Raw genomic sequence first — 24667 nt, 5'->3', positions numbered from 1 at the left:
TCTAGTAAGTAGCCGAGAGCTTCTGGTTGCTGCTTTCCTTTACTTCTGAAGCTGAAGTCGAAAGCTTCTTACACTCCTTAAATGCGAAGTGTTTACAGCCAAAACATTTATTGCGATCTAGTTCAGATAAAGCAAACTGAATAGCTTCACCAGTGTGTTCAAAGAAATGCTCTTGACCAATCACATCATATAAACCCGTACTGATCAAAACATTTTTTGGCTGTTCGTTAATTCCCGATATAATTACTATACCATTTTTTGAAAAATGCGACACAATACTAGCTAAGTTTGCCTCACCAGTGGTATCCATAAATGGTACCCTGCTCATCCGCAATAAGAGAATCTTAGGACGATAGTTAATCGTATTCATAATCGATGTTTCAAAAGTTTGAGCTGCTCCAAAGAATAATGGACCATCCACATTATAAATGCTGACTTGAGGACAATCATGTGAATCAGATACGATTTGAGTCTCGACTTTTGCATGTTTATGCTCTAGGTTTGGCAATGCCTTTCTTGTGCTCATCAAATTACTCATTCTCATTGTAAATAGAACCGCAGCCATCACTAAACCGACTTCAACTGCTGTTGTCAAATTGACAAAAACCGTTAATAAAAAGGTCACGACTAGAACCAGCGAATCAGTAGATTTTGTTTTTAATATATGGGCAAATACCTTCCGTTCACTCATATTCCAAGCTACCACCATTAAAATTGGTGCCATACTTGCCAGTGGAATATAAGAGGCAAAGGGAGCGAAAAACATTAAAACGAGCAAGACTACAATCCCATGAATAATCCCAGATAATGGTGATACAGCACCATTTTTTATATTCGTGGCTGTTCTGGCAATGGCCCCTGTTGCAGGAATACCTCCAAATAGAGGTGTTACCATATTAGCAATCCCTTGACCAATCAATTCTCTATTGCTTTTATGTTTACTATTCGTCATTCCATCAGCCACGACCGCTGAAAGCAGAGATTCAATCCCGCCAAGCATTGCAATGATAAACGCTGGTTTTAATAGAGTAATAATCATCTCCAAACTCATATCAGGGATCTTAAGCTGTGGCAATGAACTTGGAATTTGGCCGTAAGCACTGCCAATGGTTGCTACTTGCCCTGGATACAGCATGGTAGCAATCATCGTAGATACCACTAATCCAATTAGCGGACCTGGAACCTTTGGTGCAATCTTTGGGGTCAGAATAATGGTTGCTAAACAGATGACCGCGGTTAAGATGCTTAGAAGATTAATCGTTTCAATACGAATAAAAAGTTCATTTAAATTGTTAATGAATTCTTCGTGTTTCTTAATTCCGGTCAAACCTAGGAAACTAGCAATTTGTCCGGTGAAAATGGTTATCGCAATTCCTGTGGTAAATCCAATCGTTACGGGTCTTGGGATAAATTTTATTAATGATCCCATTTTAAATATCCCCATTAAAAGCAGCATTATTCCAGCTAAAAAGCCTGCAATCAACAGATTTTCATACCCATACGTCATAACGATTCCAAATAAAATTGGAATAAACGCTCCAGTTGGACCGCCAATTTGGTACTTTGAGCCGCCAAACAAGGAGATGAGGATTCCGGCAACAATTGTGGTATAGATTCCATATTCCGGCTTCACTCCTGAAGCAATCGCGAAGGCCATCCCAAGTGGTATGGCAATTACACCGACAATGAGCCCTGATAGGACATCTTTTGGTACATTACTTAAGGAATATTGATGGAATCTTTTGTCACTAAACATATGAACCCTTCTTATCATTTTATTTTGTATATCTGATTATTTGAATATAGAGGAATAATGATTAATAATCAAGACTTTTGTTTTAAATATTTTTCCAGTTGTATTGTTACATAACTATGTGTTATATTAATTAAGCGATGAGCTGAGTTGTGTAAGTCGAGAAACATTCCTTACGGAGCGCACTATGTGGAGTGTGGTTTTTCGCCTCAATACGCAAGACGCCTGCTATATGCAGGCGTCTTTTTTATGTTTTTATATCTATTGCAACGTATTCACCCCAAGATAATCTGATAGGGCAACCTGTAAGGTTCCTTTTAATTCTGCCACATGCTCAAAAGAGATCCCTGAATTAATAACGAGCTTCACAATTTCTGGCCGGAGTCCAGTAATGACAGTCTTACAGCCCATCATCGAGATTCCATTAATAACTCGAATGAGATGTTGAATGACTTCAATCTCCATAACTGCTGCTCCTGAAAGATCCAATATTAACGTTTGAATATGGGAATTACCTATTTCCGTGATGATTTTATCTTCAATTGTATTTGCTCTAAAGCTATCAATTGCACCAATTAACGGTATAATACTGATATCTTTTGAGATTGGGATAATGGGAACAGATAGGTTCTCTAAAAGTTTTCTCTGAGACTCTAACAATTCATCTTTATACTTTGTATATTGAATAAAGAATGAAGTTAAGAAATGATCAAATTGACGATTGATGTTTTTTTCCAAAATAAAATAAAATTCAGATGAATGATCATTATTTTTATTTAAATCAAAATTATAGAGGAAATCCCAAACTGTCCTTCTTATTGCTTGAATCCATTCCAATTTAAAAGCAATCGTAATTGAATATTTAGCCCAAGCAATTCCTTCTTGTTTTGCAAAGGATATTAATTCATGTTCACGTTCCTCTACAATCAGTAAAACGAGTTTATGTGCATTACTTAATAGATTGATATTGCCAATCCTATGTATCTCATCAATTTTATCTTTTACATTAATGGCTTCTTCTAATAATCTCTTCTCAAATATATCTTTATTGGCGTGAAAAAAATCTCTTATTGGTATTGTTTCTTCATAGGTTAAGTCCAACTTTTTTACACCTCTGCTTTTGGGGTCATTTTCAATCGGAATTCTTAAGGTGAATTTTGTTCCTTTATTTTCTTCACTTTCGACATTGATTCTTCCACCATGCTGGTAAACTACCGAAAACACTTGGGTTAACCCCATCCCTGTTCCGAGCTCCTTGGTTGAAAAAAACGGCGTTCCCAATAAGGATAATTTTTCTTTAGGGATCCCAATCCCTGTATCTTCTATACAAACCACTATTTCATTTCCTTCAAGAAAATGCCTGATAGACAATTCCCCTGTTTCATTCATTGATTCCAGAGCATTTTTAATTAGATTAAAGAATGCCTTTTTAAACTGATTCTTTTTACCATATATAGCAGTTGTAGTATCGTAGTAACTTGTATTTACTTGAATATCATATATTTTATCCTGAAATAAGTTCAAGATGGATTCCAGTTCGACTGCTATTAGAAACTTTTGAGGTTCCTCATTTTCTTGATCTGGTTTAGAAACCTGAAGAAGATCATTCAGTGTCGTTAAGGCATTTTCTAATTCTAATTGTGCAATGTTAATATACTCAGGATTACGATCATGTTCTAGTAATTGCAAAAAACCTTTAACAGCCGTCAATGGATTGCGAACTTCATGAGCAATCCCTGCAGCAATTTGACCTACAGAAGCCAATTGAGTTAAATGATTTTCGCTCTGACATGGTACTGGATTTAAAACTTTCAAGGTAACATATCCTTTCTAGTTATTTGATTTCTAGCAGTTTACTAGTTATATCCTAGTATTTCGTCTTACTAAACACAAATATTACCAAAATATTCGAAAAATAAACAGGTAAAAACCTCCCAGGAATTTCCCACATAAAGGAAAATATCTTTTAAATATCCTGTCAAAAAGTACTATTTTACAAAAAACTTTACAAGTCTTAAAAGTACAGCCATCCGGGCTGTACTTTTTTAGCTTACTCCTTGCTCTTTATTCCATGAACCCTGCATTTTACGTATCGTCACAATTTGACCAATATGGTAGGCATTATGAAGAGTAATACTCGACAATGACTCAGACCATGTTTCTCTCGATTCCTCACTAATAGGTTTATCAAGCTTTTCATCATCACTATTCTTTATGGTCTCATACCAGTCTGTCATTACCGTATTAAATCGTTCTATAGCTTGTTCCCACTCTAACCTATCTAAATAGGTAAAGGTAGAATCATTACCTCCATCCAACTTTCGAACCTCAGCATTCTTAAACCGGTTCAAAAAGCGTTCATTCCAAAAAACTAAATGGCTGATGATTTCCCAAATAGAATTCTCAGAATCTGATTTTTTCCATAGGGCTTGTTCCGGGGTTAATCCATCAATTGCTTTTTCAAAAGAGACAAACCAATGGCTCTTTTTTTGACAACAAAGAAATTGTTCGAGTAATACATCCTTCCGATTCATTATGCACTTCTCCTTAAAAATAATCTTTCCCTTTATTTTCGACAAAATCACTTGAAAACCTTTATTCTAGATGGAGTTTTCTTAATGCCTTATTCGCTTGGGTCCTTTTTAAGTTATAGGATTGCCATGAGACATTACTTTGATTTGCTTCGCTTTTTCTCTCGAGTAAGATATTTTTCAGTCCTGGAAGCTGAGGATTTTCTTCATATAAATCAATTAACCCTATAATACCTGTGTGGGATAAGCTATTTAAATAATACAAATCTATTTTCCCGCTTTGTTCATAACGTTCAATGTTCTTTGAAACGATAATCTGCTCGACATTGACCACATTCATCACTGAGTAATAGAGTAAAGAGCTAATGAAATAAAAATGAAATAATGAAAGGTTTTCAATCCAAATTTTCACGAATGTATACATGAAAATGACAACAAGAAAGATCATAAACGAGTGCGCCATTACCCTGATAAAAGTATAGCCATAGGCATCCTCGTACATGCTTAATCGCATGAAAGCGGAACTTAATAACACACCACTTGAAATGACTAGCATCGTTAGCAGAAATTGTGTGAATTTTTTAATCAAGCAGCTTGCCCTATCCACAAAGGTTAATACAAATATGGTAATCGTGAGATTGATAAGTGTAACAAATAATAATTCAAAAAAACCCTTCCTTGCATATTCAGCATAGGTGAAATCTCCTTGTAAGGTCCCGCTGAAGAAGTATTTAAATTGGACAATTGTAAAGAGCACATATACAGCATTTATTAACACGAGGACAGTAATGGTAATGATACTATCCATTTTAAATGGCTGCATTCCACTGTCTTGAATGTTAACACTTATTTGTTTTCTCATTAGTACCTGCATGAAACTGAAGAAGGAAAAGGTGAAGAACAGAACAATGATAATTCGAATCACAACTTCGGCATCAATTAACTGAAACCACTGTGGAATTCCGCCCATAATTTTTTCAAACTGAGTATCTGCAGACATAAGTAACCCTAAGACAACAAACAAAACAGGAACGGAAATGAGTATACCAATCATTACTTTTCTCCACACTTGAAACTTATTCTCGTCCATGCCCTGCTTAAAAAACTTCCCCATGAAAGACGCAAAGATGAAATTATACTTTATTGCTCCCCCCAGCTTCGATATTGCATAGGTTATAAAAGCTGGTTTATTCCATCGGATATTTTTTTGACTTGTTACCAATACAAGATGAAAGAACACAAGCGCTGGAATCACCAGGATATTCAAAGCATAAAAGAACATATTATCATTGATTAAATAGCCTGCAGCTAACAACCAGATACAGATAAGTACAAGATAGCCAAATCGCTGATGAGAGAATGAAAAGCCGCGATAGCGATAAAAAAACAAACCATAAAATGCAATTAGAAATACTAAGTAAGAGATCCCTATTTCAGCCCGAAAAAAAGACTCCTCTGCTACAATACCTAACACCACACACAACAATAGAAATATCCAATCACTTTTACCAATTTTTAATTCCATAACTATCCCTCTCTCATATAGAATTTCTATATACATAGTTTTTCTATGTACATAGATAAAAAAAAGCTGCTTATACCGAAGCTTTCCTCCCCCACCGATATCCAAGCCAGCTGATGGGATATAAAAGGATGGTGAGAATGATACAAGCAATAATAAACGTTTTCGTTAATAATGGCTCAAACCACGAGTGAGGTATAATTTCAAACACAGTCAAGACCATTAATACTACATTGGGAATAAGTGAAAGTAAAAATGTCTTTTTTAAAAGGTTCCTTCCTCCATGTCCAAACCCTTTACCAATTTCATAGCCGAGCAATGCCCAAAAAAACATATAAATAAAGGCAATTAAGGTTGGAATTGCTGTCAGATGACTCCAAATCACCGAAAGCCATTTCCATTCAAATACATTATGGAAAAAGGTTAATAAACTTCCTCCTCCAAAAAAGAAAATATTCATCAGAATAAAGAGCCATTTCATATTACTCGGAGTTACCGAGAGTTCCTCTTTCCACATGCCTGCTATTTCCTCAGGACACCCCAATCTGGAAACAATCGTTTCAAACATCTCTTGCTCATCCTTGCAATCATATGCTTCAAGAAGAATTTCATCGATATGTGCCTCATATTCTAATAAGATACTTTCCTTGTCTAGATAGTCTACAAGTCCTTGTTCCAACTCCTCTAAAAACCTATTCTTCGGTCGTTCCATGCTTCGGTCTCCCTATTACCTTGTTCATCACCTTCACAAAATCCTGCCATTCACGCGTTTTTTCATTTAGAACTTCTACTCCAGCTTTAGTAATACGGTAATATTTACGTGCTGGGCCTTTCTCCTGCTCCTGCCAATAACATTCAATATACTCCTGCTTTTCAAGCTTGTGCAGAGCAGGATACAATGTCCCCTCTTTGACACTTAGTCCATTATCGCTTCGCCGCTCTAATTCTTTTACCAATTCATAGCCATACATATCTTTCTCATTTAATAATTGAAGCAAGATTAGTGATGTACTTCCTTTTACTAATTCACGATTAAACATTTTTTCACCTACCTAGAATTATTAGGTACATAGAAATTCTACACTATAAAAAATTATTTGTAAAATAAAAAAGTGACGATTTATCTTATCGCCACAATCCAGACTACTTCTTTATCTTTTTTTGGTGTTGGATAAATTCGTCACGTTCACCGCCATCCGATAACTCCTCTGAAAATTCATGATCAACCTTCTGATCACGGTGCTCAAAGGGTCTAACAATTCTTGGCGGAATATTGTTATTAGGTGCTGCTTGTTCATTCCAGTCACTCAAAAGTATCACCTCTTACACTTAGTTTGGAAAACGTCATAAAAATCATACAAAATAATTATTTGCATAAATATTCCATTTTTTCATCATAATAAGGAAAAACGGTGAGGTGAACATCATGGGATTAATTAACTCCTTTAATCAATGGAGAGAAACCAGATATCAAAATCACGTATCATATATGAAGAATCAAGAAAAATGTCCCGATTGCTATGGCAGAGGCTTTACGGTATACCCCTATAATGAATTTGCCTATTATAACTCAGTGGAATGTCCTGGTTGTCAAGGAAGCGGATCTTACTCTGATTGGGAGCAACTGAGGTAAATTAGACACATCCCTGCACCAATAAGCGGTGCAGGGATTTTTTTTTGCTAAACAGTGGAAAGGTAATCGTAATTTTGCTATAATTTCAGAATATTCTTTTGAAATGCGTTTGATTGCATAATTAAACATAGTTCTATCATGAAGTAATCTACAGGAGGTTTTTCGAATTTATGGCAAAATCACTATCTACACAGAATGTTTACACTTCAAAATTAGCTCTTTTACAAACAGAAGTTGCAATAAAAAAAACCAAGGATTATTTTGAAAGTTCCTTAGCTGAAGCATTAAATTTAACACGTGTATCTGCACCAATACTTTTAAAGTCTGGAAAAGGTTTAAATGATGACTTAAATGGCGTAGAGAGAATGGTTTCCTTTGAGGCGTTAGATATTAAGAATGCAAATATTGAAATCGTTCAATCGTTAGCAAAATGGAAGCGGATGGCTTTGGCAAGGTATGGATTTGACCTTGAAGCAGGACTTTACACAGATATGAATGCCATTAGGAGAGACGAAGTTTTAGACCACTTGCATTCTATTTATGTAGATCAGTGGGATTGGGAAAAAATTATTACAAAAGAGCAGCGCAACTTACAGACATTGAAAAATGAAGTTCAAAAAATATATCAGGTTTTTAAAAACACAGAGAACTATCTCTATGAGCTTTACCCTGTATTGGAGCCGGTTCTGCCTGAAAAAATTCATTTTATTACTACGCAGGAACTCGAGACAAAATATCCAAATCTTTCACCAAAAGACAGAGAAGACAGCATTGCAAAAGAATTTGGTGCCGTGTTCATTATGCAAATCGGCGGGGAGTTACACTCAGGGGAAAAGCATGATGGACGCTCACCTGATTACGATGATTGGACATTAAATGGTGACATTATTTTCTGGTATCCTCTTTTAGAACAATCAATTGAAGTATCATCTATGGGTATACGAGTAGATGAAGAAGCACTTAAAAAGCAGCTGAAGATTTCAAATACGGAGGATAGAATGTCCCTAGAGTATCATCAAGCCATTCTTAATCGTGAACTCCCTTATACCATTGGCGGGGGGATTGGGCAATCTAGGATTTGTATGTTCTTTCTAAAAAAGGTACACATAGGCGAAGTTCAGGTTTCCGTCTGGAATGTTGAGATCATTGAAAACTGTAGAAAAGAAAACATTATTCTGCTGTAACTTCTTTACAAGGAATAATTAACACCCTTTCTGGAGATTTATAAAGATAGTATGCTTGTAATATTTCTTGAGGGGGTGCTATTAATGTCAGTTTTTGTTCATCAGACGTTTGTCATTAAGCAGGATAAATTTAAAGAAGCGATAGAAAATTTACGAGAGATTAAAAAATTTAGAAATGATAATTATAATCACCATGTGGAAATCCTAACACCTATTTCTGGTGAAGATCATACCTATGCCCTGCTCACTACATATGATGGATTAGGTGAAATGGAATTAGAAAATAAGCGGCTGTTTGACGATGAGGAATATTTAGAGCTAATCGGTCCTTTTTTCCTAGAGAACATCACAGAAGGAAGTATGTATACCCAAATCTACCGAGCTTTAAGTGATAAAAAAACGGACCAAAAGAATGATAAGAAAAGTGAAAAATAAACCAAAAAAACCGCAATAGTGGAAATCACTTTGCGGTTCTTTGTTGTAATTTGGCACCAGCTATTATTATATTTTTGTTAAGATATCGTGACAACTGCCTACTATTTTACATATGATAACATTAAAGCAGAAATATGTTCCTCTTATATACTTCCTCTATAACTCTCATTTGTAACCACAACCAATAATAATCCTGCACTTTGAATTCTGCTCCCTATTCTTTATAAAATAAGGGGGAATTTCAATGATTGGTTATTTAATGATTCTTACCGCCCTTTTACTTTCTTTATTTCTTGTATTGGGTGTTGTTTCACACATCCAGAAAACAGGCAGGAAGTGGATTTACTTTACACTTGCTGCTTTAAGTTTATTTTCCTTAGTTTTAATGTTGTTTTTCTTTAATTGGGACCTATCAAAACCAGGGAATCACAATCCTGAACCACCAAAAACTGAAAACCCTGCTAAAGGTAACGAGGACCCAGGTAAAGAAAATCCTTCCGATGGAAATCCTCCATCTGAAATACCAACGGAACCAGAACCAAGTGAAGAACCAGCCGGCGAGGATCCAAAAGGTGAAGATCCAAAGGTTGAAGAGCCAAATGAAGAGCAGCCTGCAAAAATTGTTGTCCCTGAAAATGGAACTGTTGATTACAAAGTTGAAGTTGGTGATACGCTATGGTCGATTGCAGAACGGGCTGATCTGACAGTTGCTAAGATAAAGCAATGGAATAATCTTACCTCAGACACTATTTATGTGGGCCAAATATTGAAGTTGTATGGTAAAAATGTTGAACCCCCTCCTCCAGCAGAGCCGCCGAAGGAAGAGACACCACCAGCAACGGCTTCATCAAAAATAATTACAAATGGCAGTGTTCAGAATAAGGAAATTGCTTTGACCTTTGATGCAGGCAGTGATGCAATTGGAATTGGAATATTGGATGTCTTGAAAAAGCATAACGTAAAAGCCACCTTTTTTCTGACGGGAGGCTGGGCAGATAAGTTTCCTAGCTATGCGAAAAGAATTGCAGTAGAAGGTCACGATATTGGAAATCACACATATTCACACCCAGATGCAGTTAAAACGAATTCTAATATCCTCTCACAGGATATAATCAAAGCCGAAGATGCAATAAAAAGAGCAACAGGAATCACGCCCCGTCCTTTTTTCCGCTTTCCATTTGGGTCCTATAATGCAGATGTACTAAAAACGGTTGGCGGAGCAGGCTACCCATACAGTATCCAGTGGACGATAGATACCATTGATTGGCAGCAGCCATCTGCTGAGGTGATTGTTTCGCGAATTCAATCAGGAGCAAGTAATGGAGACATTATCCTTATGCATATTGGCGGAATTAATACTCCAGCAGCAGTCGATAAGGTTATCCCGATTTTGAAGGAAATGGGATATAACTTGGTAACTCTGACAGAATTACTCGATTTATAGGCTTAAAAAGGGTGCTCTTTCAACGAGCACCCCTTTTTGCTATCGACATTAATCTCGATCTAACAGTTCTTCCCCTGCTATACCAGGCTCGGTCATTTCATAAACATTTAAAATAATATCTAATTCCTCTTCTGTTAAAACATCATATTTTAAACATAGTTCACGGACAGATTTACCAGTTACGGTTGCTTCCCTGGCGATTCGTGCTGCCACTTCGTATCCTAGATGCGGGTTTACAGCTGTAATAATCCCCACACTCTTGTCCACATATTCCTTTAGGCGCTCTTCATTCGCTTCAATTCCTGATAGGCAATGGTCCGTAAACGCACGGAAACCATTGTTCATAATACTAATAGACTGAAGAAGGTTAAAGACTAACACTGGCTCCATTACATTAAGCTCTAATTGACCAGCTTCAGACGCAAGACAAATCGTATGGTCATTTCCAATTACCTGGAAGGCAATTTGATTGATGAGTTCAGGCATAACAGGATTTACCTTACCTGGCATGATCGATGAGCCTGGCTGACGGGCAGGCAGTCGAATCTCTCCTAACCCTGCACGAGGACCCGAGGCCATTAAGCGCAGGTCATTTGCTATTTTTGACATATTCATCATGCAGACTTTTAAAGCTGCCGAAACCTCTGTATAGGCATCTGTATTTTGGGTGGCATCGACTAAGTGTTCCGCATTTACTAGTGGAAAACCACTTATTTCAGCAAGCTGTTTTACCACATCTTTTATATATTTGGGATCAGCGTTTAGACCTGTTCCTACTGCCGTTGCTCCCATATTCACTTCAAGTAAATGCCCGCGCGTATGTTTAATACGATTAATATCACGGCTAAGAACTCTAGAATATGCTTCAAATTCTTGGCCGAGACGAATCGGAACGGCATCCTGCAGATGCGTACGCCCCATCTTAATGACCTTTTCAAATTGGACGGCCTTCTGCTTGAAAACCTTCTGCATATCTTCCATCGTAACCAGTAAATTTTCTAAAAGAGTTAAGGTAGAAATGTGTATTGCTGTTGGAAATACATCATTTGTAGATTGTGACATATTTACATGCGTGTTAGGACTCAAATGAAAATAATCACCTTTTGAGCGGCCTAATAATTCAAGTCCGCGGTTGGCAATAACTTCATTTACATTCATGTTCATGGATGTCCCCGCACCACCTTGAATGGGGTCCACGATGAATTGATCGTCCCATTTGCCATCAATAATCTCATCTGCTGCTTGAATGATAACATTTGCCAGATCTTTATACAGACGAGTTGTATTCATATTAGCAATGGCTGCTGCTTTTTTAACCATTGCAAGCGCTTTAATTAAAGACTCATGAATGCGGTATCCTGTTATCGGAAAGTTCTCTACTGCTCTAATTGTTTGAATCCCATAGTACGCATCAAATGGTATCTCTTTTTCACCTAGGAAATCCTTCTCAATTCTTTTCTTGTCTGTTGGCATATTGGTTTCATCCTTTTCTAGTAAACTATCTACATATTAAATGTAACATAAAAAGTGTAGTAAGAGGAAAATAAAAAATCTTGGGAATTTGCCCCAAGATTCATTGTGTAAGTAAAATTAATGGATATCCCTCTTCTTAAAGCGCCCGCCACGAACTTCGGATATGTCTGCTATTGCAAGGAAGGCATTTGGATCGATTTCCTCAACGATCGTTGTCAGTTTTGATTCCTCAAGGCGAGTGATAACACTAAAAATAACCTTCTTATCGTCACCGGTATAGGCTCCCTCACCCTTAAGGTACGTTACACCACGACCTAAGCGTGCATTTACAGCATTTCCGATTTCTTCTGCAACATCACTAATGATCCAGACAGATTTGGATTCCTCGAAACCATCCACTACCGTATCAATGGCTTTTGCCGCAATTACGTATGCCAGCAGGGAATACATCGCACGGTCCCAGCTGAACACAAAACCTGCTGCCCCTAAAATAAAGAGGTTGATAAACATAATAATTTGACCAACAGAGAACGGCACTTTCTTGGTTATGACCAGCGATAGTATTTCTGTACCATCTAATGCACCGCCAAACCGAATAACAATTCCAATTCCAATCCCTAATATCATACCGCCAAATATGGTCGCAAGAAGAATATCGTCGGTAAAGGCTGGTATTGGGTGAAACAATGTTGTAAAAACAGATAAAACAAGAATTCCATAAACAGTCGATATAGCAAAGGTTTTCCCCATCTGCTTATATCCTAAATAAACAAAAGGCAGGTTTAACAGGAATAGAAAGATACCTAATTCAATTCCTGTTACATGAGATATCATAATCGAAATACCTGTTACCCCGCCATCAATGACTTTGTTAGGAACTAAAAAGATCTCTAGACCGGTAGCCATTAAGATTGCTCCGAGAGAAATGGCTATCGCTCGAAAGATTTTTTTACTTAGAGGGAGTTTTCGATGTTGTACTTGTCCGTTTACCAATTCTGCCACAAAATCACACCTTAATAAGAAATTATTAATAAAACCAAACTGGAGCGTAGTTCCACAGCTACTTCTCTGATTAGGTTATTATTACCAAGATAAATAACATTCATGAATGATAATTACTATTATTATACCATAAATTCTATTAAAATGAACTCAAGTTCATATTCAACGGTATATTACGACCTAGACAACCAGTTTAAATATTGGACTTTTTTCCTGCTATTGATCAATAGATTTTGAGCAGAATTTAGTGAAATCTCCTCAAATCTTATCTTTGTTCCCGGCAAGGCTTGTGCAAGAAGTGGAAGATCTGTAGAAATAACACTCCCTATTCTAGAATAACCACCTATTGTTTGGTGCTCAGCCATAAGAATAATAGGCTGACCGCTTGCTGGAACTTGAATACCACCAAATGGAATAGCGTCAGAGATAATATCTGCACCCCCGCTATGTTCTATCTTTGGACCATTTAATTGAAACGCCATTCTGTTAGATTGGGGTGAAAGGATATACTCTTCATTCAGAAAGGTATTAATTCCTAATGGGGTAAATTTTTCTTTATGGGGGCCGAGAATTACCCTAACACTAAGTGGATTCTTATATTCTGGAATAAGTTTTGCATCCAGTAATCTATTTCTTCTAATAAATGGATTACCATAAAGAATATCACCCTCTTCAAGTGCCCTGCCATCAAAGCCGCCAAATTTTCCTGTTAAAAAGGTTGATTTACTATTCATGACGCGTGGAATTTGAATACCTCCAGCGACACTAATATAGGTTCTTGCTCCCTTTTTTACCCTGCCAAATGATAGTGTTTCCCCTTCCTTTATAACCATGCTTTTCCAAAGCGCAACCTCTAGATTATTAATTTTCGGTGTAAAATCACCACCGCATATGGCAATTGAAACATCGTGTAAAGCCAACAGAACGGGTCCAATAAGCGGGGCTTCAAGCGCTGCCTCTCCTATTTCATTCCCAACTAATATATTTCCCATCTGCAAAGAATAAGCGTCCATAGCCCCGGATGGACTTACACCATATTCTCGGAATCCAAATCTTCCAAGGTCTTGTACAGTTGTTTGCAATCCAGGTTTTACTACCTTAAAGATTGGAGTCTTCATTACTCTGACCAGCACTTTCTTATTAGAATTTCTTCTTTCGTAAATGCATCCTTTAACGCTAAAATTAAATCTAATGCAGCAGGCTCATCACCATGGACACATATAGTATCTGCTTTGATTTTTATGTCAGTACCATCGGCTGCTGTCACTTTTCCTTCTTTAACCATACGAATCATTCTATTTACAGCAAACTTCCTATCATGAATCATACTGTTCTGCTCGCTTCTTGAAGTCAATGTCCCATTGGGCTGATAGGTTCTATCAACAAAAACTTCATCTGCTGTCACTAACCCCTTTGCTTTCCCCGCTTGGATCAGTTCACTGCCTGATAAACCAAAAAGAATTAATCTAGAATCAAAGTCCGTTACCGCCTGCGCAATAGCTTCAGCAATCGACCGGCTGGCAGACGCCATATTATAGAGAGCGCCATGTGGTTTCACATGCACTAATTTAACACCTTGAACCTGAGTAATAGCAGCCAATGCTCCGATTTGATAGAGTACTAGATTATAGATTTCTTTAGGAGATAGATTCATTTCTCTCCGGCCGAACCCAGGTATATCAGGAAAGCCAGGATGTGCACCAATTTTCACATTATGCTTTTTTGCAAGATAAACTGTTTCCATCATTACATTATGGTCACCAGCGTGATATCCGCAGGCAATATTGGCAGATGAAATATGTTTCAAGACTTCTTTATCATTCCCAATTTTATATGACCCATAACTTTCACCAAGGTCACAATTAAGGTCAATAAAATGCATGCTTCTATCTCTCCCTTTTATAGGTCTTTATATCATACTTTTTGTCAGCTGCCAGTGCTTTGATGGTAAGAAACTCATCGTATTCTATAGGTTGGAAGGAAACATAGTTCCCTGCACATAATAGCGATGGATTTTCTTTCTCAAGATCAAATAATGATATTGGTGTGATGCCAATAATCCTCCAGCCCGAAGGAACTTCAGCTGGATAAATTCCCGTTTGGCTCCCTCCAATCCCGACAGATCCGGCTGCTATTTTGGGTCTTGGTTTTTTAAGACGCGGGGTAACGAGTTTTTTTGAAAGTCCACCGAGATAAGGGAAGCCTGGGACAAATCCTATCATATGTATCAAATATTCTTTATTTGCGTGCAGGTTAATAACTTCCTGTTCATTGATGTTATTGTAGTCCGCAACAAATCCTAGATCGGGCCCAGTCTCACTGCCATAATATACGGGTATCCTGAACACAATTGATTGGATTTGAGCAGTATTAAGGGCTGAATGATAGCTTGAATATACCTCTTTCACCAATTGACTATACGGTATGATCACGGGGTCATAAAAAATAGCCACAGAACGATAGGATGGGGCATACTCTAACACTCCCTTAACCCTTCTAAGATTAAAAATATGTAGAAATTGTTGTATTTGTAGATGTATACTCTCATCAATTTTATTACCAAAGGTAATAGAGATTGCACAATCACCTAATGGAACGATTTCTATACTCACATATCTCACCATCTTATCAGCCATTTTTGTTATATTACTAATTACTTTAGATAATACATCCTTTTTATGCAAAAAAAACGCTCTGATCATCCTAGATCAGAACGTAATTCTTCAGAAGCAGTATTTTCTTTAACACGTTTTATTGTAAGCTTTGGGAATCCAGTTAAGATGGCTAACACTCCACATATCCCTATTAATATTGGATAAAATGAATATGCTAAAATACTGACTGGTGATATACTGGCAATTCCTGCGGCAACCAGCATTTGGGCTCCATATGGAATTAAACCTTGAATACTACATGAGAATACATCAAGCAAGCTTGCTGACCGACGTGGATCTATTTCATATTTATCCGCTATATTTTTCGCTAGAGGTCCTGCAATTATGATCGAGATTGTATTATTAGCTGTGGAAAGATCCGTTAAACAAACGAGACCCGCAATTCCAAATTCTGCACCTTTTTTCGACTTAATATTCCTTGTGACTAGGTGAAGGATATATTCAATTCCGCCATTGTGCTTAATTACGGCAACCATTCCAGCGATCATAATAGCTAGGAAAGATATTTCATACATACCAGCCATACCTTCGTTGATTTTTTGAAAAAGCTCCATAAGGACATAACTGCCATCCATTAATCCAATGACACCCGCAAAAGTGATCCCGAATGAAAGTACTAAAAATACATTGACCCCGGCCAATGCAGTAATTAGCACGCCTAAATAAGGTAATATTTTAATCCATTCATACGATTGCTGGGTGATATTTGCTTGCTCACTCATTGTTAGGATAGCAAGAATTGAACACGTAATGATCGCTGCTGGCAGTACAATCAAGAAATTCATCTTAAACTTATCTTTCATCTTTGTTCCTTGAGTCCTAACAGCTGCAATCGTAGTGTCCGAAATAAATGATAAATTGTCTCCGAACATGGCACCGCCTATTACTACCGCCATGGAAAGGGCTAGTGAAATATCACTTTGCTCACTAATACCCACTCCTATTGGTGCCAGCGCTACAATCGTGCCCATACTTGTCCCCATGGACAAAGATATAAAACATGCGATAATGAAAATTCCGACCATCAAAAGATTTTGCGGGATAAATGATAAGGCAAGGTTAACGGTTGAATCCACTGCACCCATTCCTTTTGCTGTTGCAGAAAAGGCACCAGCTAACAGAAAAATCATGACCATAAGCATAATATTTGAGTCACCGGCACCTTTTGTGAAAATTTCCACCTTATTATTAAAGGTTTCTTTCCTATTCATTAATAAGGCTGCTGCTGCTGCGATTACTATGGCAACTATAACCGGAAATTTATAAAAATCGCCCGTAACAATACCTGAGCCGATAAATAATACTAAAAATACAGCAAAAGGTATCAGTGCCCATGGGTTCCCTTTTTTGCTTGTACTCATTGTGTACACCTCTTTTTTTTTAACATAAAAAAACCTCTTCTTTCAAGAAAAGAAGAAGAGGTATTAATGTCTATTTAACAAACAAATACTAGATTACTATAATTTTTTTCATCACGCAAGCTATTTATAAAATTGTCACTAATTTACTTGTTTCCTTCTTTTTTGCTTTTTCTTTAGACGAAATATCACTACAAATCCGACAAGGATGATCGCTATACCCAAGAGAATGTTTTGCTCCGTATTTCCTTCCATTAAACCTGCTGGAATGAGGGATAACACAAAGAAGAAGATGAGGTTTCCAAACATAGTACCAATAATAAAATGTTTAAAGGTAATGGAACTTAATCCACTGAGGATATTGATTAAGCTAGTTGGGACAAAGGGGATAATTCTTGCTTGGAACACAAATAGTAAACCATTTTTCTCCATTTTTGCTAATATCTCTGGGTTTGTTTTTTTCTGTACCCAATCATTAAAAAAATATCGGCTTCCGAAAAACCAAATTCCTGCCGCAATAATACTCGTTAGCCAGCTCCATATAAGTCCATTTAAAAAACCGAACAATGCATAATTAATGGTGATGATAATAATGAGGGGAATTACAGTAAATGAATTTTGGATAACCATGATAATAAAGGTAAAGAAGAATTTTGAAAATGTGGTATTTCTTAATGACAATATAATTGTATCCAAGTCCCCGTTTCTAAGTAATCGAAACGTTTCGGTATTATGAATAATTAAAAATACGGTAATAATGATGGCAAAAAGAGATAATATTTTTTTCCAGATTGTAATCACCTGTTTCATCTTTAAGGTAATTTCATTAGAGTAAATATATTCCTATCCCCATCATACCATGCAAAAATAAAAAAAAGATGTCACAAAAATTAAATTATGTGACATCGCTTTTACCATTATAATTTTGAAAACTCTTCAATCAATTCTCCAAACTTTTTCATTGCATTTTCGATTGGTTCTGGTCTGGTTAAATCCACTCCAGTCTTCTTTAACAACTCAAGCGGATAATCACTGCTTCCACTCTTTAAAAAGGTTAGATACGTGTGCAGCGTTTCTTTATCCCCTTCGAGTATTTTTGTTGCAAGGTGAATTGCTGAAGCAAAGCCAGTGGCATACTTATAGACGTAAAAAGGACGATAGAAGTGAGGGATCCTAGACCAGCCAAATTTCACTTCCTCATCAAATACCACCGTATCCCCATTGTATTCTCTAAACAATGCTTCATAGGTTTGATTAAATACTTCCACATTTAAGGGAATGCCTTTCTCTGTAAGCTCATGCGTGATTTTCTCAAATTCAGCAAACATGACCTGAGTAAAAAATGTACCCTTAAACTGATCAATGAAATGATTCAATAAATGTTTCCGCAGCTCTAGATCCTTTTCATTATCCAACAAATAATTAATTAATAATATTTCATTAACAGTAGAGGCTACTTCCGCTACAAAAATACTATACCGAGCCGTAATTTGCGGTTGATGCTGCGAGCTCAATTTACTATGGACTCCATGACCACATTCATGAGCGAGGGTAAATAAGCTGTCTAAATCATCTTGATGATTTAATAAGATAAATGGGTGAACTCCGTATATCCCCAGATTATAGGCACCAGAGCGCTTTCCAGGAGTCTCACGAACATCAATATACCTGGCATTCTTGAATTCCATTAAGATGGTGATATATTCTTCACCAAGCGGTGCCATAGCTTTTATCATGGTTTCATAGGCTTCCTCATAAGGTATTACCTGTTTTACGCCTTTTACTAAAGGAACAGACATATCATATTGCCGAATTTCATCCAGCTGAAGTTTCTCTTTACGGATTTCAGAGTACCTATGGAGGTGAGCAATATTTTCTTTTGTTGAAATAATGAGGTTTTCATATACTTCTTTAGGCACCATGTCACCAAATAGTGCCTTTTCTAACGCAGATGGATATTTCCTAATTTTTGCCATCGTAACGTTATTTTTAATTGCTGCAGAAAGTGTACTTGCGATGGAATTTTTCAATTCTTTATATGGCTGATAATATGCTTTATAAGCTTCCCTTCGCTTATCCCGGTCTTCATCCTCGATTAGTTTTGAATACATCCCTCTTGTCAGCTGAACCTTTTCTCCAGCATCATTGGTTACATCACCAAACTTAATATCCGCATTATTAATCATTCCAAAGGTTGTACTTGGAGCGGATAAAGCTTCACCTAATTGTGATAATACTTCTTCCTGGTCCTTACTGAGGACATGGGGCTTGTATCGAAAGGATTCATATAAATCCTCTTCAAAATATTTAAGACCCTCTTCTTCAGCAATATAGCTGGATAACGTTTCTTTATCTAAACCTAATAAGTACGGCATAAAAAAGGAAGTAGACGCACTCACCTTAACACTTAGACCTTTGGCACGGTCCAGCAGTGATTGTGAACTTGCCTCTCGAGTATCTTCATCTACCCTCAGCATGCTGTAGGCGTAAACATGATTGAAGGTATAGGATAATTCCTCTCTCTGTTTCAAATATTGATAAAGGCTTTTACCATCCTGTATCGCTCCATCAAATTGCTTTAGCTTTTCCGCCATTTTTTCAACGAGCTGCAGGTCATTCTCCCATTTTGTTATATCAGAATAAATGTCTTCAAGATTCCATTTTTCATTATCTGGTACATCATTTCTTGTAGTATATGTCGTCATATGCGCCCTCCTTATTAGAGTCACCCAATATTAGTAAATATTCGGTTGATTTATTTTCTAGACCATCTTTGCCAATTATACTGCAATACGTATAAATAGAAAAAGCACCAGCGTAGGTGCTAACAGATTATTTTATAGATTCTTCTTAATTTTGCAGGGAAAAATAACTGTTAAATCGGTTATTGGATTGACAATGTGGACACCTAACCATAATTTCAACATCTATTATTTGGAAAATCCCATGATTGACCTTACTCTTTTTTAGTACGACCACTTGATGTGTTACTACTTTACCTTTATAGATTGATGACAAATTCTCTACATTCATTTCTCCACTAACAATTGCAGCATATTCAAAGTCCTTACTACATAAAATGCACGACTTTTCACCTGTAACAACATGATTTGAAGCAGTCATTTGTAATTTCATTTGTCTCATCTCCCATCTGTCCTAAATTCTTTCGACATTCCTAGGAGAGTTTCCTTCTCAATTTCTATGTAATCGAAAAATTCATATTTTGGACAATTTATATAGAAAATATAAAGAAAGGATGTTTAGGAAAATCCTAAACATCCTTGTATAACTTATTCTTCATCATCTTTAGATGAATTGTAATTATATTGTGTTCGATCAATTGGAGTAAAGTTATCAGGAGTGTAGAATCGTAATAAATCTCCGTTTACCACGTTATCTGATAGCCCTAATTTATTTTCTACTATTTCCTGTAGTTCCTTTGCCTCTTCCAGCCTATTTTCATCTATTTCCAGTCCTGTAGCAGAGTCGTAAAATTTACCGTCTACCAATGAAATAGTTGGACTCATAAAGCTGCCATCTCGGAATGGAACTACTTCATCATGGTTTTCAGATAAAAGATCTGTACCAAACTGAACATAATCTTTTGTATCAATTCCTAACAAGTGAAAAAGCGTAGGAAGAATATCAATTTGTCCGCCATATTCATGGTTGATTCCACCTTCCATTCCTGGAACTCGAATAAAGAATGGTACGCGCTGTAAACCTGCACTATCAAAATTTGTAATTTCTTTTCCTAACACTTTTTCCATTGCTTTATTATGGTTTTCTGAAATTCCATAATGGTCACCATACATAACAATAATAGAGTTATCGTATAGACCTGATTCCTTTAGGTAATCAAAAAATTGCTTCAAAGCCTCATCAGCATAACGAGCTGTCTGGAAGTACGTATCAACAGATTTATCACCAGTTGTATGAGGTGCAATTGTTGCATCTTCTTCCGCAAGCGGATAAGGATAATGATTTGAAACTGTAATAAACTTTGTATAGAAAGGCTGAGGTAATGTTTCCAGCAATGGAATGGATTCCTCAAAGAACGGCTTATCCATTAGACCATACTCTGCCAAGTCTTCAGGGTTCATACTATAGTAATTTTCATCGAAAAAGTGATTATAACCAAATGATTTATAGATTTCATCTCGGTTCCAGAAGCTTCCTGAGTTCCCGTGGAACACTGCAGACGTATATCCTTTTTGGCCAAGAATCGCTGGGGCCGCTTGATACGTATTTAATCCTTTTGTCGTAAAAGCAGATCCCTGTGGTAACCCATATAATGAGTTTTCAAGGATAAATTCAGCATCAGCTGTTTTACCCTGCGCTGTTTGGTGGAAGAAATTATCAAAATAAAGTGTATTTTGATCCTGCGTTAAAGAATTTAAGAATGGTGTTACTTCTTCCCCATTCAACTTGTAATTAATTAAAAAGTTTTGCATGGATTCAAGATGTAAATAAATCACATTCATGCCTTTTGCAGCTCCAAAGTAAGCTGGATTTGGCTCAGCATAATTCGCTTTCGTGTAATTGATTACTTCGGTCATATCATCGCTATCCGCCATTACTCTTTGCGCGGATGCTTTTGTACTCTTAACTGCATCATAAATAGTGTAATTGTACATACCCAAATATTTAACAATATAATTACGGTCAAATCCTCTTGTTAATAATTGTGGACGATCACTTTCAGCTAGTCCTAAGTTTCCACATGAAATGGCTAGTGATAATGAAAATAAGGCTGCTACTTTTCTTCTATTCATATCTTTAAACTCTACTTTCACAAAACGGAAAGCAAGTAAAGCAATTAAAACCATGATATCAATAAAGAATAAGAAATCATATGGCTTCAAAAGTGATACTACACTGCCGCTTACATCCCCAAAGTTTTGGGTTTGAGTTAATGTTGGTAAAGTTATGAAGTCATTAAAGAACCTGTAGTAAACAACATTCGCAAATAGAAGGAATGATAAAAAGAAATCAATCACGAGAAGCGCAATGTATTTCTTTCTTCCTTTAAATAAAAATGCCAGTCCTAAAAATAATAGTGACGATCCTAATGGATTAATAAATAAAAGGAATTTTTGTAATGTATTTTCAATACCTAAGTCAAATTGAGTTAACTGAGCGATAAATGTTTTCATCCAAAGAAAGAATACAGCCAAAAAGAAAAAGCCAATATATTTATTAAAAATACCCTGACTCTTATGTGTTAAGTTATTCATTTTATTGCACCTGCCTTTTTAAAAATAAACGTTTTTTAAAATTGAATTATTTTATATGAATTAAGTAAACAATTAATCATTCATTTATGATAACAATTAAATATTAACAAACTATGAACACGAAAGAAAAAATAATGGAACACAAATGAGTATTATACGGATTATTAGCAAAAAGTCAAGTTAGTATATTAACTAACAAATTCACGGCTGTGTTAAACTGGGTGTTGATTTGTGCTCCACTAAGGAATGCTTCTTGGAATAATCATCGCAGGGACAGGCGGTCTCTGCCTGTCACGAGGCGCTTCGCTTTCCGCAGGCGGTTCGGGAAGCCTCCTCGGCGCTAAAGCGCCTGCGGGGTCTCCCCTGTCCCGTCCTCCTGCAGGAGTCTCGCGCCTTCCGCACAAATCAACAAGTTCAAAATAAATATTTACCTTTAACACAGCAAAAAAAGAAGTACAACCAAAGTTTGATTAATACTTCTTTTTTTCTATTAATTTTTAATTTAACCAAAAAGTGCATCAATTCCTTGGTATCCAAAGTAAAGTCCAAATAGCACGAGTGAGGCACCTGAAAATATTGAGATGCCTATTAAACTTTTGACTGTCAGTAGTTTTCTGAATCCAGTTGTGAGTGCTGCAACAAATACATCCCATATTGTTAGGCCAAGGAAAATCATGCAGCTATAAATCAACAGAGATTCTGTACCATTTGTTTGGGCTGTTTTCGCTAAAACAGAGCCATATATTCCTAACCAAAATAAAACAGATAATGGACTGGTAATTGACATAATAAAGCCAGTAAAGAAACACTTCGTTAATGACTCTTTGTCTCTCCCATAAGTAAGAGTGATGGTATTTGCATTTTTGATACTTTCAACACCTGAATAAATAAGGATAAAGCCCCCGAATAACCACAGGAATATTTGGATAATAGGAATCCCCAAAAATTGGACCATCCCTAAATAAACGAGCAGCATAAAAAATCCATCTGCCACCATAGAGCCTGCACCTACGACCCATGCATGCCAAAATCCATTCTTAATCCCCTTATCTAATCGTGCAGAATTTACTGGCCCAATCGGAGCTGCCAATGTAAATCCCAATATGATGTAACTTACTAAAATGCTGATACTCAATAAAACCACTCCACTTCACCTTTGTCTAACTTGTACATTTTATGTAAATTATCACGACACATGTCCAAAAAAACGTAAATGTTTGAGGAATATTTGATTTATAGTAGGCTTTTGCTGATGGCAAACTGGGGCATTCATCATAATGTAAAAATAGTTCAATACGTAACATAGAGAAATTGACTGATTCTAAACAATCTGGAGGTTTTTAATATATGGGTAAATCACTTTTTATCCCTAAGGTATACCAATCAATTCTAGATATTATACAGACCGAAAAAGCGATAAAACAGATAAAAGATCATTTTGAAAGTGAACTATCAGATGCTTTAAACTTAACTCGAATATCTGCTCCACTTCTATTAAGAGCCGGTCAAGGAATTAATGATGATCTTAATGGGGTAGAAAGGATGGTTTCATTTGACGCATTAGATGTCAGTAACACTCCCATTGAGATTGTTCAATCTTTAGCAAAATGGAAGAGAGGCGCTTTATCGAGATATGGATTCATAGAAGGTGAAGGAATTTATACAGATATGAATGCTATTCGAAGAGATGAAGAGTTGGATAACTTGCATTCCATGTACGTGGACCAGTGGGACTGGGAGAAAGTGATTAACTATAAACAACGCAATATAAGAACACTAAAAAATGAAGTAAGAAAGATTTATGGTGCATTAAAATCCACTGAAAAATATTTAAATAAGCAATATCCATCACTTGAGCCTATTTTACCTGAGGATATTTATTTTATAACTTCTCAAGAGCTGGAAGACAAGTATCCAGATTTAACACCAAAGCAGCGAGAAGACAAGATTACTAAAGAGTTTAGAGCTGTTTTTGTAATACAAATTGGCGGATTATTAAAGTCCGGGGAAAAACACGATGGACGCTCGCCTGATTACGATGATTGGACTCTAAATGGAGATATTCTATTATGGTATCCTATCCTAGAGAGAGCCGTAGAGATTTCTTCGATGGGAATAAGAGTAGATGAAAGAGCGCTTCTAAAACAATTAAAACAAGCAAAAGCCAATCATCGTGCAGTGTTAGATTTTCATCAATCTATTCTAAAGAGGGAACTTCCTTACACCATAGGCGGTGGAATTGGCCAGTCCCGTTTATGTATGTTCTTCCTAAAGAAAGCACATATTGGCGAAGTACAGGTTTCTGTATGGAATGACCATATCATTGATGAATGTAAAAAAGGAAATATACCCCTTTTGTAAGATTTTTTTACGAAGAATAGCCGAATCTCTTAACAGCCGGCTATTCTTCTAAAGAATCA

At 36.5% G+C, this 24667-nt stretch carries 22 protein-coding genes; 4 read left to right on the top strand and 18 right to left on the bottom strand.

Going from position 1 to position 24667, the window contains the following annotated elements; genetic code table 11:
• Position 1 precedes the first annotated feature (1 nt).
• The 7 genes from H0184_RS15065 to H0184_RS15035 form a co-directional block, all read right to left on the bottom strand.
• Positions 2-1756 carry a SulP family inorganic anion transporter gene (locus H0184_RS15065; protein ID WP_260631590.1) on the bottom strand — a complete coding sequence of 585 codons (1755 nt, stop codon included), beginning with the start codon at positions 1754-1756 and terminating at the stop codon, positions 2-4.
• Positions 1757-2014: 258 nt separating this feature from the next.
• Positions 2015-3568 (bottom strand): ATP-binding protein, encoded by a 1554-nt coding sequence (locus H0184_RS15060; protein WP_221826790.1) that lies wholly within the window; start codon positions 3566-3568, stop codon positions 2015-2017.
• 230 nt (positions 3569-3798) lie between these two features.
• Positions 3799-4287: a DinB family protein gene (locus H0184_RS15055; RefSeq protein WP_221826788.1), complete on the bottom strand. Its 489-nt coding sequence runs from the start codon at positions 4285-4287 to the stop codon at positions 3799-3801.
• A gap of 61 nt (positions 4288-4348) precedes the next feature.
• Entirely contained in the window at positions 4349-5809 is a 1461-nt protein-coding gene (locus tag H0184_RS15050; RefSeq protein WP_221826786.1) for a DUF4153 domain-containing protein, read from the bottom strand.
• A gap of 70 nt (positions 5810-5879) precedes the next feature.
• Positions 5880-6518, bottom strand: coding sequence for an HAAS signaling domain-containing protein (locus H0184_RS15045; RefSeq protein ID WP_221826785.1), 639 nt, complete (start codon positions 6516-6518; stop codon positions 5880-5882).
• Positions 6499-6846: a PadR family transcriptional regulator gene (locus H0184_RS15040; RefSeq protein WP_221826783.1), complete on the bottom strand. Its 348-nt coding sequence runs from the start codon at positions 6844-6846 to the stop codon at positions 6499-6501. The genes H0184_RS15045 and H0184_RS15040 overlap by 20 nt, the downstream gene beginning before the upstream one ends.
• A gap of 103 nt (positions 6847-6949) precedes the next feature.
• A complete protein-coding gene (locus H0184_RS15035) occupies positions 6950-7117 on the bottom strand; it encodes a hypothetical protein (RefSeq protein ID WP_221826781.1) in 168 nt (55 codons plus the stop codon).
• 492 nt (positions 7118-7609) lie between these two features.
• Here H0184_RS15035 and asnA (H0184_RS15030) point away from each other — a divergent pair, with 492 nt between their 5' ends.
• The 3 genes from asnA (H0184_RS15030) (at position 7610) to H0184_RS15020 (ending at position 10502) form a co-directional block, all read left to right on the top strand.
• Positions 7610-8623, top strand: a complete 1014-nt coding sequence (gene asnA / locus H0184_RS15030) for an aspartate--ammonia ligase (RefSeq protein WP_221826773.1) — start codon at positions 7610-7612, stop codon at positions 8621-8623.
• A gap of 84 nt (positions 8624-8707) precedes the next feature.
• The gene (locus tag H0184_RS15025; RefSeq protein ID WP_221826771.1) at positions 8708-9058 is read left to right on the top strand and encodes a hypothetical protein; all 351 of its coding nucleotides are present in this window, start codon (positions 8708-8710) and stop codon (positions 9056-9058) included.
• A 244-nt stretch (positions 9059-9302) separates the two neighbouring features.
• Positions 9303-10502 (top strand): polysaccharide deacetylase family protein, encoded by a 1200-nt coding sequence (locus H0184_RS15020; protein ID WP_221826769.1) that lies wholly within the window; start codon positions 9303-9305, stop codon positions 10500-10502.
• 48 nt (positions 10503-10550) lie between these two features.
• On the opposite strand, the gene aspA is transcribed toward H0184_RS15020, so the two are convergent.
• From aspA to H0184_RS14965, 11 genes are all read right to left on the bottom strand, one after another.
• A complete protein-coding gene (aspA, locus tag H0184_RS15015) occupies positions 10551-11975 on the bottom strand; it encodes an aspartate ammonia-lyase (RefSeq protein WP_221826762.1) in 1425 nt (474 codons plus the stop codon).
• A 117-nt stretch (positions 11976-12092) separates the two neighbouring features.
• Positions 12093-12977: a YitT family protein gene (locus H0184_RS15010; RefSeq protein ID WP_221826760.1), complete on the bottom strand. Its 885-nt coding sequence runs from the start codon at positions 12975-12977 to the stop codon at positions 12093-12095.
• Positions 12978-13150: 173 nt separating this feature from the next.
• On the bottom strand, positions 13151-14095 hold the full coding sequence (locus H0184_RS15005) for a 5-oxoprolinase subunit C family protein (protein ID WP_221826759.1): 945 nt from the start codon (positions 14093-14095) through the stop codon (positions 13151-13153).
• Entirely contained in the window at positions 14095-14859 is a 765-nt protein-coding gene (locus H0184_RS15000) for a LamB/YcsF family protein (RefSeq protein ID WP_221826757.1), read from the bottom strand. The genes H0184_RS15005 and H0184_RS15000 overlap by 1 nt, the downstream gene beginning before the upstream one ends.
• 4 nt (positions 14860-14863) lie before the next feature.
• Positions 14864-15589, bottom strand: a complete 726-nt coding sequence (gene pxpB, locus H0184_RS14995; RefSeq protein ID WP_313771770.1) for a 5-oxoprolinase subunit PxpB — start codon at positions 15587-15589, stop codon at positions 14864-14866.
• A gap of 86 nt (positions 15590-15675) precedes the next feature.
• The gene (locus H0184_RS14990) at positions 15676-17013 is read right to left on the bottom strand and encodes a Na+/H+ antiporter NhaC family protein (RefSeq protein WP_221826755.1); all 1338 of its coding nucleotides are present in this window, start codon (positions 17011-17013) and stop codon (positions 15676-15678) included.
• 138 nt (positions 17014-17151) lie between these two features.
• Positions 17152-17811: a TVP38/TMEM64 family protein gene (locus H0184_RS14985; protein WP_221826753.1), complete on the bottom strand. Its 660-nt coding sequence runs from the start codon at positions 17809-17811 to the stop codon at positions 17152-17154.
• A gap of 116 nt (positions 17812-17927) precedes the next feature.
• On the bottom strand, positions 17928-19715 hold the full coding sequence (gene pepF, locus H0184_RS14980) for an oligoendopeptidase F (RefSeq protein ID WP_221826750.1): 1788 nt from the start codon (positions 19713-19715) through the stop codon (positions 17928-17930).
• 145 nt (positions 19716-19860) lie between these two features.
• A complete protein-coding gene (locus H0184_RS14975; protein ID WP_221826743.1) occupies positions 19861-20145 on the bottom strand; it encodes a hypothetical protein in 285 nt (94 codons plus the stop codon).
• Between the two features lie 155 nt (positions 20146-20300).
• Entirely contained in the window at positions 20301-22247 is a 1947-nt protein-coding gene (ltaS, locus tag H0184_RS14970; RefSeq protein ID WP_221826741.1) for a lipoteichoic acid synthase, read from the bottom strand.
• A 502-nt stretch (positions 22248-22749) separates the two neighbouring features.
• A complete protein-coding gene (locus H0184_RS14965; RefSeq protein WP_221826739.1) occupies positions 22750-23382 on the bottom strand; it encodes a LysE family transporter in 633 nt (210 codons plus the stop codon).
• Between the two features lie 212 nt (positions 23383-23594).
• On the opposite strand from H0184_RS14965, the gene asnA (H0184_RS14960) reads away from it, so the two are divergent.
• Entirely contained in the window at positions 23595-24608 is a 1014-nt protein-coding gene (asnA, locus tag H0184_RS14960; protein ID WP_221826738.1) for an aspartate--ammonia ligase, read from the top strand.
• Positions 24609-24667: the final 59 nt, after the last annotated feature.

Origin of the sequence: Neobacillus niacini, assembly GCF_019749295.1 — a bacterium.
Lineage (GTDB): Bacteria > Bacillota > Bacilli > Bacillales > Cytobacillaceae > Neobacillus > Neobacillus niacini_D.
This window is presented reverse-complemented; position numbering and strand designations above follow the sequence as displayed.

What these genes read in the sequence shown, in the direction of transcription:
- H0184_RS14975 (WP_221826743.1), bottom strand. Translation starts at nt 20,145, where the DNA reads ATGAAATTACAAATGACTGCTTCAAATCATGTTGTTACAGGTGAAAAG.
- ltaS (WP_221826741.1), bottom strand. Translation starts at nt 22,247, where the DNA reads ATGAATAACTTAACACATAAGAGTCAGGGTATTTTTAATAAATATATT.
- asnA (WP_221826738.1), top strand. Translation starts at nt 23,595, where the DNA reads ATGGGTAAATCACTTTTTATCCCTAAGGTATACCAATCAATTCTAGAT.
- H0184_RS15005 (WP_221826759.1), bottom strand. Translation starts at nt 14,095, where the DNA reads ATGAAGACTCCAATCTTTAAGGTAGTAAAACCTGGATTGCAAACAACT.
- H0184_RS15050 (WP_221826786.1), bottom strand. Translation starts at nt 5,809, where the DNA reads ATGGAATTAAAAATTGGTAAAAGTGATTGGATATTTCTATTGTTGTGT.
- H0184_RS14990 (WP_221826755.1), bottom strand. Translation starts at nt 17,013, where the DNA reads ATGAGTACAAGCAAAAAAGGGAACCCATGGGCACTGATACCTTTTGCT.
- aspA (WP_221826762.1), bottom strand. Translation starts at nt 11,975, where the DNA reads ATGCCAACAGACAAGAAAAGAATTGAGAAGGATTTCCTAGGTGAAAAA.
- H0184_RS15055 (WP_221826788.1), bottom strand. Translation starts at nt 4,287, where the DNA reads ATGAATCGGAAGGATGTATTACTCGAACAATTTCTTTGTTGTCAAAAA.
- H0184_RS15040 (WP_221826783.1), bottom strand. Translation starts at nt 6,846, where the DNA reads ATGTTTAATCGTGAATTAGTAAAAGGAAGTACATCACTAATCTTGCTT.
- H0184_RS15020 (WP_221826769.1), top strand. Translation starts at nt 9,303, where the DNA reads ATGATTGGTTATTTAATGATTCTTACCGCCCTTTTACTTTCTTTATTT.
- asnA (WP_221826773.1), top strand. Translation starts at nt 7,610, where the DNA reads ATGGCAAAATCACTATCTACACAGAATGTTTACACTTCAAAATTAGCT.
- H0184_RS15000 (WP_221826757.1), bottom strand. Translation starts at nt 14,859, where the DNA reads ATGCATTTTATTGACCTTAATTGTGACCTTGGTGAAAGTTATGGGTCA.
- H0184_RS15025 (WP_221826771.1), top strand. Translation starts at nt 8,708, where the DNA reads ATGTCAGTTTTTGTTCATCAGACGTTTGTCATTAAGCAGGATAAATTT.
- pepF (WP_221826750.1), bottom strand. Translation starts at nt 19,715, where the DNA reads ATGACGACATATACTACAAGAAATGATGTACCAGATAATGAAAAATGG.
- H0184_RS15045 (WP_221826785.1), bottom strand. Translation starts at nt 6,518, where the DNA reads ATGGAACGACCGAAGAATAGGTTTTTAGAGGAGTTGGAACAAGGACTT.
- H0184_RS15065 (WP_260631590.1), bottom strand. Translation starts at nt 1,756, where the DNA reads ATGTTTAGTGACAAAAGATTCCATCAATATTCCTTAAGTAATGTACCA.